The sequence below is a fragment of the Chroococcidiopsis cubana SAG 39.79 genome, from assembly GCF_003991895.1.
GTDB lineage: Bacteria > Cyanobacteriota > Cyanobacteriia > Cyanobacteriales > Chroococcidiopsidaceae > Chroococcidiopsis > Chroococcidiopsis thermalis.
This window is the reverse complement of sequence record NZ_RSCK01000115.1, coordinates 1-14,261: the sequence shown is the minus strand read 5'-3', so window position 1 is coordinate 14,261 and position 14,261 is coordinate 1. Positions and strand designations below refer to the sequence as shown.

20 protein-coding genes and 4 pseudogenes are annotated in these 14,261 nt (G+C 45.9%); 21 read left to right on the top strand and 3 right to left on the bottom strand.

Features of this window, described 5'->3' with window-relative positions; all coding sequences use genetic code 11:
- A pseudogene (locus DSM107010_RS32800) lies at positions 1-225 on the top strand (hypothetical protein); the annotation flags it as partial.
- On the top strand, positions 212-733 hold the full coding sequence (locus DSM107010_RS32795) for a hypothetical protein (RefSeq protein ID WP_127024998.1): 522 nt from the start codon (positions 212-214) through the stop codon (positions 731-733). The pseudogene DSM107010_RS32800 and the gene DSM107010_RS32795, both read left to right, overlap by 14 nt.
- A gap of 352 nt (positions 734-1,085) precedes the next feature.
- Here DSM107010_RS32795 and DSM107010_RS32790 read toward each other — a convergent pair whose 3' ends face one another.
- The 3 genes from DSM107010_RS32790 to DSM107010_RS32780 form a co-directional block, all read right to left on the bottom strand.
- On the bottom strand, positions 1,086-1,361 hold the full coding sequence (locus DSM107010_RS32790) for a hypothetical protein (protein WP_127024995.1): 276 nt from the start codon (positions 1,359-1,361) through the stop codon (positions 1,086-1,088).
- A gap of 162 nt (positions 1,362-1,523) precedes the next feature.
- A complete protein-coding gene (locus tag DSM107010_RS32785) occupies positions 1,524-2,240 on the bottom strand; it encodes a type 1 glutamine amidotransferase (protein WP_106169242.1) in 717 nt (238 codons plus the stop codon).
- Positions 2,237-2,881: a helix-turn-helix domain-containing protein gene (locus DSM107010_RS32780; protein WP_106169243.1), complete on the bottom strand. Its 645-nt coding sequence runs from the start codon at positions 2,879-2,881 to the stop codon at positions 2,237-2,239. The genes DSM107010_RS32785 and DSM107010_RS32780 overlap by 4 nt, the downstream gene beginning before the upstream one ends.
- Before the next feature lie 244 nt (positions 2,882-3,125).
- Here DSM107010_RS32780 and DSM107010_RS43350 point away from each other — a divergent pair.
- The 19 genes and pseudogenes from DSM107010_RS43350 to DSM107010_RS32685 all read left to right on the top strand — a co-directional run.
- A pseudogene (locus tag DSM107010_RS43350) lies at positions 3,126-3,314 on the top strand (cupin domain-containing protein); the annotation flags it as partial.
- A 4-nt stretch (positions 3,315-3,318) separates the two neighbouring features.
- Positions 3,319-4,023, top strand: coding sequence for an MOSC domain-containing protein (locus DSM107010_RS32770; RefSeq protein ID WP_127024992.1), 705 nt, complete (start codon positions 3,319-3,321; stop codon positions 4,021-4,023).
- 602 nt (positions 4,024-4,625) lie between these two features.
- Positions 4,626-5,190, top strand: a pseudogene (locus DSM107010_RS32765) (DUF2808 domain-containing protein).
- A 79-nt stretch (positions 5,191-5,269) separates the two neighbouring features.
- Positions 5,270-5,653, top strand: coding sequence for a hypothetical protein (locus tag DSM107010_RS32760; protein WP_106169538.1), 384 nt, complete (start codon positions 5,270-5,272; stop codon positions 5,651-5,653).
- Positions 5,654-5,935: 282 nt separating this feature from the next.
- Positions 5,936-6,517, top strand: coding sequence for a protoglobin domain-containing protein (locus tag DSM107010_RS32755; protein WP_106169537.1), 582 nt, complete (start codon positions 5,936-5,938; stop codon positions 6,515-6,517).
- A gap of 320 nt (positions 6,518-6,837) precedes the next feature.
- Positions 6,838-7,653 carry a hypothetical protein gene (locus tag DSM107010_RS32750; protein ID WP_106169536.1) on the top strand — a complete coding sequence of 272 codons (816 nt, stop codon included), beginning with the start codon at positions 6,838-6,840 and terminating at the stop codon, positions 7,651-7,653.
- 13 nt (positions 7,654-7,666) lie between these two features.
- Positions 7,667-8,104: a globin family protein gene (locus tag DSM107010_RS32745; protein WP_106169535.1), complete on the top strand. Its 438-nt coding sequence runs from the start codon at positions 7,667-7,669 to the stop codon at positions 8,102-8,104.
- Between the two features lie 3 nt (positions 8,105-8,107).
- On the top strand, positions 8,108-8,359 hold the full coding sequence (locus DSM107010_RS32740) for a hexameric tyrosine-coordinated heme protein (protein ID WP_106169534.1): 252 nt from the start codon (positions 8,108-8,110) through the stop codon (positions 8,357-8,359).
- Positions 8,352-8,591, top strand: a complete 240-nt coding sequence (locus DSM107010_RS32735) for a hypothetical protein (RefSeq protein WP_106169533.1) — start codon at positions 8,352-8,354, stop codon at positions 8,589-8,591. Before DSM107010_RS32740 ends, DSM107010_RS32735 begins: the two co-directional genes overlap by 8 nt.
- Positions 8,592-8,601: 10 nt before the next feature.
- Positions 8,602-9,237 (top strand): hypothetical protein, encoded by a 636-nt coding sequence (locus DSM107010_RS32730; RefSeq protein WP_127024986.1) that lies wholly within the window; start codon positions 8,602-8,604, stop codon positions 9,235-9,237.
- Between the two features lie 72 nt (positions 9,238-9,309).
- Complete coding sequence (nrtS, locus tag DSM107010_RS32725; RefSeq protein ID WP_127024983.1) at positions 9,310-9,558, top strand: nitrate/nitrite transporter NrtS; 249 nt, start codon at positions 9,310-9,312, stop codon at positions 9,556-9,558.
- The gene (locus DSM107010_RS32720) at positions 9,509-10,228 is read left to right on the top strand and encodes a MarR family transcriptional regulator (protein WP_127024981.1); all 720 of its coding nucleotides are present in this window, start codon (positions 9,509-9,511) and stop codon (positions 10,226-10,228) included. Before nrtS ends, DSM107010_RS32720 begins: the two co-directional genes overlap by 50 nt.
- 9 nt (positions 10,229-10,237) lie before the next feature.
- The gene (locus tag DSM107010_RS32715; protein WP_106170034.1) at positions 10,238-10,597 is read left to right on the top strand and encodes an AraC family transcriptional regulator; all 360 of its coding nucleotides are present in this window, start codon (positions 10,238-10,240) and stop codon (positions 10,595-10,597) included.
- A 118-nt stretch (positions 10,598-10,715) separates the two neighbouring features.
- Complete coding sequence (locus tag DSM107010_RS32710) at positions 10,716-11,120, top strand: GFA family protein (RefSeq protein WP_106170042.1); 405 nt, start codon at positions 10,716-10,718, stop codon at positions 11,118-11,120.
- Between the two features lie 111 nt (positions 11,121-11,231).
- Positions 11,232-11,342: pseudogene (locus DSM107010_RS43345) on the top strand (helix-turn-helix domain-containing protein); the annotation flags it as partial.
- Positions 11,343-11,669: 327 nt separating this feature from the next.
- Positions 11,670-12,233, top strand: coding sequence for a cupin domain-containing protein (locus tag DSM107010_RS32700; protein ID WP_106170032.1), 564 nt, complete (start codon positions 11,670-11,672; stop codon positions 12,231-12,233).
- A gap of 344 nt (positions 12,234-12,577) precedes the next feature.
- Positions 12,578-12,838, top strand: coding sequence for a hypothetical protein (locus tag DSM107010_RS32695; RefSeq protein ID WP_106170039.1), 261 nt, complete (start codon positions 12,578-12,580; stop codon positions 12,836-12,838).
- A gap of 147 nt (positions 12,839-12,985) precedes the next feature.
- Entirely contained in the window at positions 12,986-13,267 is a 282-nt protein-coding gene (locus DSM107010_RS32690) for a hypothetical protein (protein ID WP_127024978.1), read from the top strand.
- Positions 13,268-13,404: 137 nt separating this feature from the next.
- The gene (locus tag DSM107010_RS32685) at positions 13,405-14,160 is read left to right on the top strand and encodes an SDR family oxidoreductase (RefSeq protein WP_127024975.1); all 756 of its coding nucleotides are present in this window, start codon (positions 13,405-13,407) and stop codon (positions 14,158-14,160) included.
- Positions 14,161-14,261: the final 101 nt, after the last annotated feature.

Here is a 14,261-nt window from a genome sequence, read left to right as displayed (position 1 = left end):
TCCGCGCAGGTGTGGCAGGGGCAGATAATGGTTGCTCTCGTGCCGCCGATTCACTGCGTTGGGATGGTGCCGAGTCAAATCCATCGATACGTGAAGAAGCTGCTGGAGCTATTAGAAAACAAATACGGCATTTGCAAGTTTGCAGCTCAAGAGCGGCTTGACCCGCAACTCTGTTCGATTCGTCCTTGCATTCACCATCAGGATGCGATTCATGCAGCTCTTTGAATGGCTGGATCTCCCGCTTTGGGATGCACTCCAAGCAGCGATGACTGAGCCTGAAGACGCGGATTTAGCTTCGCTGTGGCAAGAAGTGGAAGCAGCGATCGTCGATCTCGATTGCTCTAGCCAATTGCAAGTGGCAGGCGAGGCAATTGTACAAATTACTGATGTATTTGAAGTGCGATCGCTCCGGGCGTTCGAGGAGATCCAAGCAACGACGAGTCATGATGGACCAGTTATGCCATCAGATGCCTTTGATCGCTACGTGCGCCAAACAATGCAAATTGACTTCGAGCCGTACATCGAGCCATTAACTAATTTACCACGTAAAGCACCCCAGTTGAGTAACGTTGACGGTATACAATCAATTGTTGCTCCAGTTGATCGACACGCCTTAATCGATGCGCTGGCAAAGACAGAACTGATTGACCCAGAAGTGGCGTATCGACAAGCGATCTCCGTCTCGCACGAAGAGGATGTTTCCCAGTGGGGGCAGCGATTGCGGCGTGGTTGAATCAGCACGATCAGGCGGTGCCATTGCCAAAGCTTGTGCAATCTTTAAGAATGCTGCTGGTGCAGGTCTGGCTAGCGTTACTGCACAATGGATTCGTGCTCGAACAACGCGGGGAATTTTATCAAACCGAGCAGATTTGGGTTTGGCGATAATATCAGACTAAAATCACTTGGCACTGGAGTTGGTTTGATGGACGTAACTTCACCCAGCAGCGATTGGGCTGCTATTTTCTCAATCTTGTGAACTTGAAAGGCAACGGGTCAAAAAGTTTTTACAATCCAAATTCAAGACTCCTACAGTTTACTCACAACCAATCCTTAGAACATCCTTCCAAGGAGGCTGGTTCTTCGTGCTATTGCTCTGGAAGATAAATACTAACCAAAGCATAAAATAGTGAACAGCCCAGGCAGATGCGCGTTTCAACGTGTTTCTCACTCTCATAAGTTTTGCACGACATGAGAGTAATGTTGTGTATTAATATCAAATCCGGTTGATTGCCCGTAATTAGTTGACTGCCTCCATCCACTAGTGATAACTTATTAACCCCAAAGCGCTGTCCCGTACCTGGCACAATAGGTGTAGTTCCAACTCGTCCGTAGGAATGACCTGCTCGATCATCAGAGCGCACGCCCATTTCATCACCGAACGCGAACTCAGCTTTTTCAACTTGGGCTGTGCGGCAAATTTGAGGGACGTAGCTACATCTCCTACGTTAACTAATTTACGCTCCGGTTAGTAAGCTTTGAGCAGGTCAAAGGTTCCAATCAAGTCTAAGTCACATTCGAGTAACCTATCTATTCTGGACGGCTTTGCGATCGTGGCATGAGAGCATTTCAAGGAAGTGGTACATGACTTTATGTATCGTTGCAAAATTCCTATTTGCGGAAAGCATCTCCTCGGAACTCTGAACATATTTTCCTGCGACTAATTCTGATGCACTATTCTCAATCATTTGCCGTACACCTTGCCGATCGACTTCCAAGTGAAATTGCAAGCCAAGCACCTTGTCGCTGTAAAGGAATGCTTGATTGGCACAGCCCTCACTGTAGGCAAGACGGATGGCTTTCTCTGGTAACTCAAACGTATCCCCATGCCAATGAAAAACAGTCAGTTCTGAGGACAAGAATTCAAGACCTTTGGATTGCTGAACTGCTTCTACTGTTTTAATTGGAAACCAGCCAATTTCTTTGTGTTCACCCGAATACACTCTTGCACCTAGAGCATCCGCAATCAGCTGTGCTCCCAGACAAATACCAAGCACTAATTTATCCTTCTCGATCGCCTGCTTAATCAACTGTTTTTCTGCACTTAGCCAGGGGTACCGATCCTCCTCGTAGATATTCATGGGTCCGCCCAGGACGATCAACCAATCAAAATCATTCACCGTCGGTAAGGGATCGTCGGCATAGAGTCTGGTGGAGGATACCGAATAGTTTCGATCGGTCATCCAAGTCGAAATGTTGCCCAATTTCTCAAAGGGAACGTGCTGTAAATAGTGGATTCTCATGATTGTTTCTCGGAAAGGTAACTTTTCAATAAAGAGCGTGTGGGCGTACAGGCAACCAGAAGAATCTCAGCGTCTTGCTCTCCGGTTGCAGAGATATCGTGTGGGAGAAACGCATCAAAATGAGCCGCGTCGCCCGGATTGAGTAAAAATTGCTCGTCTACTAGCGTCAGGATTAACTGACCGGAGAGAACATAGAGCCACTCTTCACCGCTATGCTGATAGTGATGATCTCCTTGTCGATCGACAGGTACGATTACTCGGAGTGGATGCAAATCGGCAAGATGGTTCCCGCCAGCGAGGGAAGTGTAGCGCAGCCCATTGCCTTCTTGAAGTAGACGATCGCCTGCGCGAATTACAACGCCCGCAGAAGCTTTTCGTTCTGAAGCCACTGGCTTTGAGTTTTCTAAAGTTGAGCCAAATAGGTCGGGCAGTGAAACATCATATACCCGTGCCAAGTTAAACAGGACTGCTAGTGAGGGCTGTCGTTCGCCACCTTCTAAGCGTGACAAGTATGCCTCAGACACATCTGCTTGCTCGCTCAATTCGCTTAAAGTCCAACCCCGTTCAGTTCTTAAAGTCCGTAACTGTTGTCCTAGTTTGGTTAATTCAGACTTGAGAAGGGTTTCGATCGAACTTTCCATGAGTTTGTCTTTTAAGCAACTTAGTTCATTATATTGCCCATTAGACAAGTCGGCAATCTTTTAGGAACCCCTACAGCAATCATTTGCCATTGTCCAAAACTTCTATTTGTCTGTGCTTATTCACTTTAATCGCTCTAATTAGCTGAAACTCGAAGCTGAAGACTAAATTTAATCATACAAGTAACTTGACTGTTAGGCAAGTTACTTGTATGGTTTAGGTATCTCGATCATTTAGATGCTAACACCAGGGGTAAAACGGGAGGGCATCGATATTCATGAACCGGGGTCTGAAGAAGCCTTTGTACGCTCTGATGTTTTCCGTAATGGGACGAGGGACTATCCAGCAGGAACGTTTATTCATAATCTGATTGGCTCATCCCACATTCCTCAGTCGAAAACAGGTTGTACCTTATTTGTGTTTTACAAAGGAGGGATAAATGGTCGCCCAGATTCTTTCGATTCAGGTTGGACTACCCAAATTGCTTGGTATTGCAAATGCACTAGATCCAATGGATCGTCCTTGGTCTACTGGATTCTTCAAAGAACCGATTCAAGGGAGAATCTGGCTTGGAAGCACCAACTTAGCTGGAGATGGTCAAGCCGATCTCAAACGTCATGGCGGTGTTGAAAAAGCAGTACTGGTGTATGCGGCTGAACACTATCCCTCCTGGCGATCGCGTTTAAATTTGCCCAATCTTTTCTACGGAGCCTTTGGAGAAAATTTTACAGTTACCGCTCAAACTGAAGCATCTGTGTGTATTGGAGATATTTATGACATTGGCGAAGCTCAGGTTCAGGTATCTCAACCTCGCCAGCCGTGCTGGAAATTGTCGCGTCGCTGGCGAATCCGGGATTTAGCATTACAAGTTCAGTGCACTGGACAGACAGGTTGGTATTTCCGTGTGCTGAAAGAAGGCGCGGTTGAAGCAGGGATGGAACTTGTATTGCGCGATCGCCCCTTTCCACAGTGGACGATCGCACGGGCAAACCAAATCATGCATCACGATTTGAACAACCGAGAAGCAGCGGCTGAACTGGCAAGTTGTCCCTTGCTAGCATCGAATTGGCAACGCACTTTGCTAAATCGTGCCGCTAAAAATATCAATCCTGATTCCATCCCTCGACTTTGGGGCGAGAATTAGCAACAACGATCGTGAAAGCAATGAAGATTGTGAGGAGTTTAGAAATGTTCGCGCTTGGTTTGCAGCGGCTATTCATACTTTCAATGACAAAAAAGCAAAACGCAATAATTGCAAGGCTTTCAGCTTTTGTTTCTAGATAAAAGGGGGATAAGCATCTAGGCAAAGATTCTCTCACGACCCCCTTGACAGACTACTGATGGAAATGTAATTATTTAGGAGTCCTAAATAAATTGCAGCCATAGCTTTTCTCTACTCACCCCCAGGGCAAACGCCTCTAAATTTGCTCCTAGAATATTCGTCGCATATTTAACTTCTCCCGACCCTATGACCAAACTAGTTTTTCTCAATAAACTCCGAATTATTGCAAACACTCTCAACCCATTTTCTTCTCAATAAGCCTTAGTTTGTTGCCATTATTTTCAATAAACCGAGGAAATTTCCACCTTATTGACAAGATGCGTTTGCCCTGGGTTATGAGTCAACTTTAAGGAGCATTTGGAGAAAACAATTGAGTGTTAACCATACCCGACTCTGGGTAGTAACGATTGCTCTAGAAACAATCTTTCACAGTCGTAACAACTTTAAGTTACAAGGAGAAAAATATGATTAAACAAACATCTGCACGTAACATCTTGAGTGCTAAGAGAAATTTGGCTATTGGCGCTATAATCTCTGGTTCTCTTGTCACCTTGCCTGTTATGGCAGTTCAATTAGGCAACGGACAAATCGCCTTTAACTATCCTCCCCGTCTAGTAAAAGCTACAACTAGCTATAGATCTCCACACACGCCTGCAACTTATTATTTCACGTTGGCAATTCCTCAAAATGCGGGAGAGCCTTTGGGAGCAGTCACGATCTCTCAACGCCAGAACTCTGATACAGTTTCGTTCGATCCGAGTCGCAGTCGTGCTTTTCTCGGTAGCAGATTTGCTAGAGGTTCAGAAATACCTTTAGCGAGCATTGGCGGCGAGCAACCGAATAAACCTGGAGAAGCAACGATCGCCTTATCCACCCGTGTCACCAGGCACAACAGTCACAGTTGCTCTTAGAGCCAAGCGCAATCCTAGTGGAGGTATTTATCTATTTGGTGTAACGGCGTTTCCAACTGGAGAGAAGAGTTCTGGTCAGTTTCTCGGCTACGGTCGCCTACATTTCGGTTCCAGATAAAATCACCGTGTCCCAACTCTGACGCGCTCGGTACTTTTCATCTTCTACTCAGCAGACAAATATAAAGTAGGTAAACGAAATGCTGAAACAAATTTTGACAGGTAGTTTCATACTCACCGTATTTTTGGCAAATAGCGGAGCGACTGGAGCCAATCCTAGAGCAACGTTATTACTGTCTCAAACGCAGATAGTTCCCTCTACGACTACAACACCTGACACTGCAAATACCAGCCCTAACTCCGATCGAGAGATACCCAACCGCCCTTTGAGTAACCCTGTTCTGGAAGAATCGCAGGTGTCTCCAATACCTAAAGATGCGGTGTCTCGCCCTAACCCTAACATTAATGGCGCAGAGACTAGCTTAGATCTGAGAGTTTGTGAAGATATTCCCCTAGCTAGACCGACTGGTGGAGCTACCAGAGAAAGACTTCAAGCCATAGAACAGTGCAATTCTGACAAATAGACTTACTCATGTACCCCAATCTCAATAGTAAAGCCAGGGCAAACGTATCTAAATTTGCCAGAGAATATATATAGTGTCTTGGACTTCAACTTACGCTATATCTGGAGATAAGTTCTCAATAAGCTGCCCTTTAATGAGTTTATTCGCAACAATTAGTGGCTAATTGCCCTTTATTGACAAGATGCGTTTGCCTTGTACTCACCCCCGATCGGCTAATTCTTAAAGCATTCTGTCCGACATGATTCGCATCCAAATACTCGTTAATTGAAAGGAGATCGATCGATGAACGCGATCGCTGGTTACACCTTTGGAACTGAACAAGTTACTCATTCACCGTTGACACTCAACGACTTGGAACTGCTCAAACAGACTGTTTTGTTTACGAATGAAGATGAGAGATATCTACGGTTGGCAGGAGAAGTATTAGAAGACCAAATTGATGCGGTATTAGATGTTTGGTACGGCTTTGTTGCTACCAACTCGCATCTCGCGTATTACTTCAGCAATGCAGGGCAGCTAAACTCCGACTACTTGACTGCTGTTCGCCAACGCTTTGCTCAATGGATTTTAGACACCTGTAATCGACCTTACGATCGGGATTGGTTGAACTATCAGCAGGAGATCGGTCTGCGTCACACTTACGCCAAGAAAAACCAGACCGATCGGGTTGAAGCCACTCCTCATATTGGGATGCGGTACATGATTGCCTTCATCTACCCGATCGCAGCCACCATCAAGCCATTTCTGTCAAACAAGGGACACAGCGCAGAAGACGTTGAAAATATGTATCAAGCCTGGTTCAAATCCATCACTCTACAAGTGACGCTTTGGTGTGCTCCTTATGCCAAAGATGCATATTTCTAATCTGGAGGTATTCATGGAATTTGTTAGTGTTTTTCTAGTGTTCTCACTGTCAGTATTCAGTGTTGTCGTGCTGGCTATGGGATTGTTTTTCTTACAGCTTTGTTGGTCTTGGCATCACGCTTACTTTCGATAAAGAATTCACTATTAACGATGCTCTCTCAAAGTTGCCTCACTTTTGTCTTTGGGGTTATTTATCGCTAATGGTGAACAATCAAATACATTTCACCGGAATTGTTACCTCTCCACACTACGCAAAGGCATCAACACCGTAACGTCTTGACGGCAGCATAGCATTTTCCATTCGCTTCAGCTCCTAATTTATGCAACAAGAGGTTGTGATGAAACGTTTTCTCATTGCTTTACTCGGTATCAGTTTAAGCCTCACGTTGGCACTGTTTTATTCCAGTCTTAAAGCTGATGCCCGTTCTACAACTCAATCTATGGTAGCAACAGTTGCACAGTCGTCTGCTCAAGTTGTGCCAACTCCAAAGTCACCCGATCTAGAAATTTTAGGCACTAGCGTTCGTTATCTCAAAGATGCAGATTTACTGATTTTTGAGCAAACTGTGAAAGGAACGGCTGGTAAAACATTACCCCAACCTAAGGGTAGCGTTGATGGTGCACCTGTGCTGGGCTATGTCTTTCCAACGACTCTAAAACCCGAAGATGCTGGATTTGGGAAGGTCGAAGGGATTTTGGCACTGGCAGTTACGTCTCATCCAGACTTCGATGATACGCCACTGTGGGATGAGAACAACAACTCGAACTATGCCGACGATGGCATCATTTTTCATAGCCATTGGGTCGTACTGGTCAAGGACGATCGCGTCCCTGGTAGCTTATCGGTCAAACAGTTTAACAAAACCGACAAAACTGTTGTGCTTCCGCCTACCAATCCCGGTATGCCAATGTATTTTGATTCTCCTGGTTTCCCTGTTCTGCTAAAAGGTAACAAGCTCAGTGTTTTAGTTCCGGCTCAACGCATTCAATCTAAAACAAAGTTCAAGTTTGATGGCGTTGTTGCTTATATGCAAGTGAATGCCACAAACAAAAATCTCCCTATGGTTGGGGTCTATCAAGCGTACAGCGTTAGTTCAGGGGATTTAAGTCTTCCCTACAGCGTGCAACCTCAGTAACGGAGAAAATTAAATGGCTCTCAATGTTGAATTGCTAGAAAGCAGCTTTGCTCAAATTAAAGTGAATAGCTTGGAGGTGACTAAACAGTTCTACACAGTGCTGTTCACGGACTATCCAGAAGTCCAGCCTTTGTTTGCCAATACTAACATGGAAAAGCAGCGCAAACAACTGTTTCAATCTCTCGTCTTTACCGTCAATAACTTGGGTAAACCAGATGTCTTAAGCAGTGCATTGAGAGGCTTGGGCACTCGACACACTCAGTACGGTGTATTGCCGCAACACTATCCAATGGTGGGCAGTAGCTTGCTTAAAACTTTTGAGGTAAGCCTGGGTACAGCCTGGACTTCTGACGTGCAACAAGCGTGGACAGAGGCGTATGAAGTTGTGACTCAATTAATGCTGGAAGGTGCAGACTGCTCACCAGAAAGTTTGATACTAACAGGAGAATAAACAATGGATACGATTGCACTGGTTCCTAACAACTCGTTGATTACCGAAACGCCTGAGGAAGGACGGCAATTAGCCGTGAAACTGGCGCGACTGATTGTCAAGCTGACTCAACCTGATGAAGAGAAGCGCAAACAGTTGCGAGAGGTCTATGGTAACGATGCCATGATGTTGATCGCCATAGGACAAACGGTTGCTACAGAGTTTGCCACGATCGCTGCTGCTAACAACTATTGGAAGGAGTTGGGCAATGAATGACTATTGTTTAGTGGACTGTGATTTTCACGATCGGCTAGAAGCCTTGGCAACGCTGCGACAAACCTGTCGGATTTCCTACCGCACTGTAACTGGAGAAATCGTTGAAGTTCAGGATCGAATTGTGGATGTGTATGCTGCAAACCAAGCCGATTTTTTGAAGCTCAAAGACGGAACAGAGATTCGGCTCGATCGCCTGATTTCTATTAATGGCAACCCCACTCGATTTGCTTAGGAGTAGTATCATGGCAATCCAACTCAAGATCGATCGTGTCTTGCAAGGTACATTTGACCTCAAAGCGCTGAATCTTCTGTTTGTATTTCAAGTCAACTGTCCTGGTTGTTTCATCTACGGTTTTCCCCTCGTCAACAAGTTGTATTGGAAGTATCGTCAGTTGGGCTTGAATATCTTGGGACTCTCAACGGCTTTTGAGGATTTTGAGTACAACACTGCTGCCAATACAGCGTTGCTTCTGACGGAGATGAAACTGGTTGGAGCAACTCGGCAAGCATTAGGAGAATTTTACTCTCAAACGATCGACTTTCCCGTTGCAGTCGATCGAGCTACTACAGGTGCAGCACTCGTAACACCTGAAAATATTGAGGCTTTAACTGAAACGATTCCTGATTTCGATCACCTGCCCAAATCAGAGCAAACAGCACTGCGCCAAAAGGTGAACGCTTATTTGCAGCGGCACGCCAAAACATCAGCAACCTTTACATTGAATCATTTACCAGGAACACCGTCCTTTCTTCTGGTTGACCAAAACCTGCAATTACTAGATGGATGGTTTGGGCATACGCCTGAAGCAGTAGTAATTGAGCGCATTGAAAAACACCTCCGCATCGTTAAAGAAGTGACCCAGAAACTATGCGAGTAATGTGTTGAATGAACCGAATGATCGAGCTGCAATTGAAGCACTGCAAGCAATCGCTTAAACGAGAATGGTGCCATGCTGAAAACGTTAAAGTTTTGCTATACTATCTGGACTGATTCAGCCCTGCGACCCGATGCCTTAAAAGTGGCTCTCGTTGTAGGATCGTTACTCTTCGCGATTAATCATGGCGGTGCTGTGTTGCGCGGGGAAATGACCCGTGAGCGCTGGTTGATGGGGCTATTCACTTACCTGGTGCCTTATACGGTCAGTATTCATGGACAGTACTCAACGCGATCGCAACACAGAATTAACCCTTCCCGCTGAAACCCCGAATATTGGTGTCAGCGAAAATCCCTTCGATGCCTCAAGCGCGATCGAACAGCACATCTTGATTGGGCTAGAAAAAATTGGGCTGGCGCTGAAAAGTCAATCCTGGCAAGATGCTGGACAACAAGGTTTAACACCGACTCAAGGACAAATCCTGGCGCTTCTGATCGATAAAGGCGATGCTGGAATGCGGTTGTCAGAGGTGGCAAAACATCTTGCGGTTACGGCTGCTACTGCCAGCGATGCGGTTACGTCGCTGGTTGAGAAAGGGTTAGTGCAAAAAACGCGCTCGCCTCAAGATAGACGAGCGATCGCCATCACGTTGACTACTCAAGGACAGCAGACAGCAACACAAACAGCGTCCTGGTCTGATTTTTTGCTCAATACCGTGAATGAGCTATCCGAGGAGGAACAAGTCATCTTTCTGCGGGGGCTGATCAAAATGATTCGCAAGCTTCAACAACAGGGACAGATTTCAGTAGCAAGAATGTGTGTTACCTGTCAATTCTTTCAGCCCAATCGGTATCCAAGGTCAGATCGTCCACATCATTGTGCGCTGGTGAATGCACCCTTTGGCGATCGTCATCTTCGTCTCAACTGTGCCGAACACGTTGCAGCCGATCCTGAAATCGCTAAACAAAATTGGAACTTCTATCTTTCAAAGTAGGTATGTCAAATGCTGAAAACAGAATCTGCTACATCCCAGAACAGAGGCTTAACTCGTACACAATTGCAGCAAGCGATCGACTATATTCAAACTCACCTGAATCGAGATTTGTCACTGGCTGAACTAGCAAGTGTCGTCAATATCAGCCCAACTTACTTCGCGAGTTTATTCAAACAGGCGATGGGGATTGCGCCGCATCAGTATGTAATTCAACTGCGGGTGGAACGGGCAAAGTTGATGTTATCGAAAACGGATTTGGCGATCGCAAACATTGCCTTACAAGTAGGCTTCTCCAGTCAAAGTCATTTGACGCAACAGTTTAAGCGAGTCACCGGACTGACACCAAAGCAAGTTCGCCCTTTACCATAAGAATCTGACAAACTGCCCTAAGAATCTAAAAGAAGCTGAGCATTAGAGCGGGTTATCCCCAGATAGGTAGGAAAAGGACTTAGACACAATGAGAAAACGACTGGTTAATCTACAATCCATGAAGAAAACATACATAGGAAGTTGCCACTGCGGAGCAGTGCGGTTTGAGGCTGATATTGATTTAAGTGCTGGAACGAACAAATGCAACTGTTCTATCTGTACCAAAACCAGAAACTGGAACGTAATCATCAAGCCTGATGCGTTTCGGCTAATGGCAGGAGAAGACTCGCTGAGCGACTATCAATTCGGCAGAAAGACAATGCACCATCTGTTTTGTCAGTATTGTGGAGTGCGATCGTTTGCACGAGGATATGCTGAGGCGATCGGTGGGGATTATGTGGGAGTTCAACTTACTGCGTTAGACAACGTAGATCCGCAGGAGTTGATCTCAGCATCGATTCGATATGCGGACGGACGCAATAACCATTGGGAAGTGGCACCGGACGAAATCCGGCATCTCTAGTAGTCAGGTATTTTATGGAAAGCCGTCTTTTACTAAGGATAGTGGATTTAATAACTCCGGATTCTTGCATAGGATATGTTATTGTAGCGTAACGCATCATCTTCGGATTTAGCGATCGCAGACATTGCCGTACAAGTCGGCTTCTCCAGTCAAAGTTGTTTGACGCAACAGTTTAAGCGAATCACCGGACTGACACCCAAGCAAATTCGCCCTTTACCATAAGAATCTGACAAATTGTTGTAAGAATCCGAAAGACGTTGAACATTGGAACTTAGTACACTTTAGGTACAAAGAATCAGAAGCATCCTATACAAACTTCCCCGCATAGTAATATACAACTGCGAAAGACAAGCCTTTGCCACTCATCTAGCACAGATTGGAAAGGATATCCATGCCCTGGGTAGACCTATGTGCTGAAAATGCAGTCGTTCAATGTTCTTAGGCATCTATTGAATTCAGGCAAACAATGCAACGACTGAGTTGCAAGACTTAAATCACCACAAAACCAATCGTGAACACGATAGTCGCATTAATATCAGAGGTCAAATCATGAAACAGTCAGCAGATTTCTTTGTTCGTAGCGCGGTCACGGAGACTACTCGGTCATACATGGGCAGTCTCATGACTTTTCTCGTGACATCCGCCGAGACCGAAAACCGCTTCGTCCTTCTGGAACTTCGGATGAAACCGGGAAATGAGCCGCCGCCCCATCTCCACTATAACCAGGATGAGGTGTATTACATTCTAGAAGGCGAACTGGAGGTATACTGCATGGGCGAAGTCCGGACAGTGCGGGCAGGCGAAACGATCTTCCTCCCTCGGAACCAGGCGCACGCGTTCTACTACCTGTCGCCCACCCTCCGGTTCCTCGCTCTGTTGCAACCAGGCGGTCCAGACGGGTACGGTCTGGACGGGTACTTTGAAGCGATGTCGAGTCCGTCCACCAGCATGGAACTACCTGCGAACGCAACCACATACGCGCTCTCCGATCCAGCCCCCGCCATCGCGCTGGCTGCCAAGTACGGAGTCAAGATGCTGACCCCAGAAGAAACGGCGGAACTATTGCCTCACTACCCTGGCTTCGGGGTACCGCGAAAGAGCCAGAGTCATTAACCAAGAAAGGGATCGCAGACAGGAAAGATTTCTTTCTATCGGGTATGACCAAATTCTGATGTGTTAGCAGAATCTACATGTGTTGTATCGCTTTCGTGGATGGATTTACGACCACAAACAACAGTATCGATTTTTACTGTCATTTCTTGTTTCTTGGGAGATCTATCTGTTTGGTCATCAAAAGTTGCACTTTTTGCTGGGCAATAAATTCAGCCATCGTTTGACTATCAGATTTTGGTCATACTCTTTCTATCTATAGCCGTATTAGAAATTTGAATAAGGTTAGTTACTAGAGATAAGCCAGCTTTTATTGTGTGTTGTTTACCAGGAAGGAAAACAAAACGATGAATCTCAATTCATACATACAAGATTTTGGTGTTCGACCTCAAAAGCAGAATCTGGAGTGGTCAAACCAGTCTCACCTCAAATCGTCGCAGCAGGAGTTCCAGGCTGATACTTGGGTACACCTTTTGGAACTTCCTAGTACCTTTAGTTTTGACGAGGCACTGCTACTTTGTCAAATATCAGAGGATCGGTGGGCAGCGTGGATTCCCGAGCATGGTGAAGCGGTGCTACACACCCGTCAATTTTGCGCTCGCTTTTAGATGACTTAGGTACAACTCGAGTTTTGAACTATGTTAACCGCAACCCAAACCAGTGAATTTTGCTCTACAGATCTCGACAAAGAGGTTGTTCATTTGCTCAATTATGCAAGAACTAAGCTACTAACCAAGATGCCACGACAGCTAAAAATGACATCCTACCTGCGACTCTGTTGCCTCGCCATTCGCAAGCTGCGCCAGAAGCCAGGATTAGCAGGCAAGCCTAGCCTAAACGAGGTATTTGATGATTCCTATTCGCATTTACTGCAAGCACTTTGCGATCGCAATCCTGAATGGTGGAGGCATTGCTGGAGCAGCGATTGCGGCATCCTTAAATCTGACGATCCAACGATCGACAAACTACTACAACCGCTGGAGTATTTCGTCGAAATCTACACTTGCAAGTACTCAAGCAATCAAAAGCCACTTTAAACAGCAACATGAGAGAATCAGGTTCTGCTGCAAAAAATTGGAGAAGCACTATTGATTCTCAGACATTGACTAGCAAATGCCATCAGACATTGACTAGCAAATGCCAGAAGTCATTTCAACTACAAAAGGAGAAAACGATGAAACTTGAAAATAAAGTGGCTTTGATTACGGGAGCAACTTCAGGAATTGGCAAGGCAACCGCTAAAGCATTCGGTGTTGCAGGAGCTAAAGTGGTTTTCTCAGGACGACGCGAACCAGAAGGTAAAGCAACGGAAGCTCAGCTACGAGATGTTGGCGTTGACTGTTTATTTGTGCAATCGGATGTCTCGAACGAAGCCGACATAAAAGCGCTTGTGCAAACCACAGTCGAGAAGTTTGGGAAACTCGACTGTGCCTTCAACAATGCGGGCATTGAGGCACGCTCTAAACCCCTGCACGAACAGTCGATCGAAGACTTTGACAAACTGATGGCGGTCAACGTGCGGGGACTGTTCTTGTGCATGAAATATGAAATCCAGCAAATGCTGACTCAAGGAGCTGGGGCGATCGTCAATACCTCCGCGATAGCAGGGTTGATTGCGTTTCCAGGGATATCTCCGTATGTCGCAAGTAAACATGCCGTCGTGGGGCTGACACGAGCGGCAGCACTCGACTATGCCAAGCAGGGCATTCGGATTAATGCGGTTAATCCCGGCGCTATTGCGACTGAGTTGTTTGCTCGTAGCATTGACCCGGTGGGCATCACAGCGGATGATTTCGCATCTATGGCACCAATGGGACGCATAGGACAGGCAGAAGAAATTGCTCAAACAGTTGTTTTTCTCTGTTCTGATGCTGCCAGCTACATCACTGGACAACCGTTGGTTATCGATGGCGGATTCACAGTGAGTTGATCGAAACCTTGAGCAGTTTAACGATTAAGGCGGTTTCTATCAAACAGAATACCAGTTGAGCTAAGATGCAATTATGCGCTCAACCTTGTAGGAGCAAAGCC